Source organism: Clostridium estertheticum (assembly GCF_018861295.1).
Classification (GTDB): domain Bacteria; phylum Bacillota; class Clostridia; order Clostridiales; family Clostridiaceae; genus Clostridium_AD; species Clostridium_AD estertheticum_D.
In genome coordinates, this window is the sequence record NZ_JAHLDM010000082.1 from 1 (window position 1) to 1,367 (window position 1,367).

A 1,367-nucleotide genomic window follows, 5' to 3' on the forward strand; every position below is an offset into this window, starting at 1 on the left:
TTTTAATAAATATCAACTATAGTACCATCAATACCCAAAACTAATGTTTTAAATTCATCTACTTTAACCTCAGTTAAAAATCCGTCTATACTACCATCATAATTGTTAAGTCTCGCTTTATTGAAATACTTACTAAATGTATAGTTTACGCTATCAATAGTTACTCCTGTCGGATTAAGAATATCTGGTGTAACAGCTTTAATCGTTCCAATTTTAACTTTATCATATACATAAACGAAGGTATTTTTATTCCATATATCTGATACAAAATAAACTACATCATAAGCATTTAAATCAGTTTCTTGTATATTTGCATTTCTATAAATATAATTATACTTTATATTCTTAAACTGATTTATAAGTTTAACGTTGTCAGCTTTATAGACCTGAGGTTCGCCAAAATTTGCATCAACTATAACAGCATAATCATATCCTACATTATCGCTTTTCTTTGTTAAAATAATTGAAGAATAAGCTCTCACAGCTTTAGCTGCAACTTCATAATCCACAGACACTCCATGATAATAATATAAAGAAGCTTTTGGAAGTGTCATAGTTTTAGCTTTGCCCGCATCATCCGTGTAAGCTATTAATGAGCTTGCTACACTAGTTACAGAATATTTTTCTGTGGAATTTTCTTTTCTATCAATTTTAGTAATCATAGTATCACTAACATATAATTGGTATTTAACACCGATTTCTAGAGGAGTTAGTCCATCCTTTACAGTTAAAGTCCCTTTATCCGTAATAACTTGATTATCAGCTAACTTGTCTGAAGTCTTAAGATTTCCAAGTATTAGATATTCTCCCATACTACCAATTTTCTGTTCTATGCTTTTTATACCAACTACCTTGCCATCATGTCCTAGCATTACAGATACCAAATCTCCTGTTTTAAAAGAAGAAAGGTTGGTAGTATCCATATTTTCACTGTAAGTGTAGCTCTTTTTATCTACTTCAATAGTATTTGTTGCATCATTGCTCGCAATGAACTCTGTAATATTTCCCTCTATATAATTTGAAGTAACAAGTATATATCTATTATTACCATTTATATCAGTGACGCTGTATACTACATCCCTATCCCCAATTTCTTCTTTTGTTATAAACTTACCATTCTTCATAATCTTAGTATCAGGATCAAAAGTTATATCTCCTAATGTATCTGACTTCGTATTAAAATCTTTAGCAAGCTCTGGTTTGCTGTATATAGGGTCTGTTATAACAGCGTAGTTATTTAAAACCTTATCACTATTGTCAATTATTATAGACATATTAGGTACTAATATACTATTAAGTTTAGCATAATCTTGCTTTTGGCCATGATAATAATAACTAATACCAGATGGTAGCGTCATACTCGTCTG

General features: G+C 30.1%; 1 pseudogene. It reads right to left on the bottom strand.

From position 1 onward, the window contains the following. Positions 1-2: 2 nt before the first annotated feature. Positions 3-1,367, bottom strand: a pseudogene (locus KPL54_RS25725) (hypothetical protein); the annotation flags it as partial.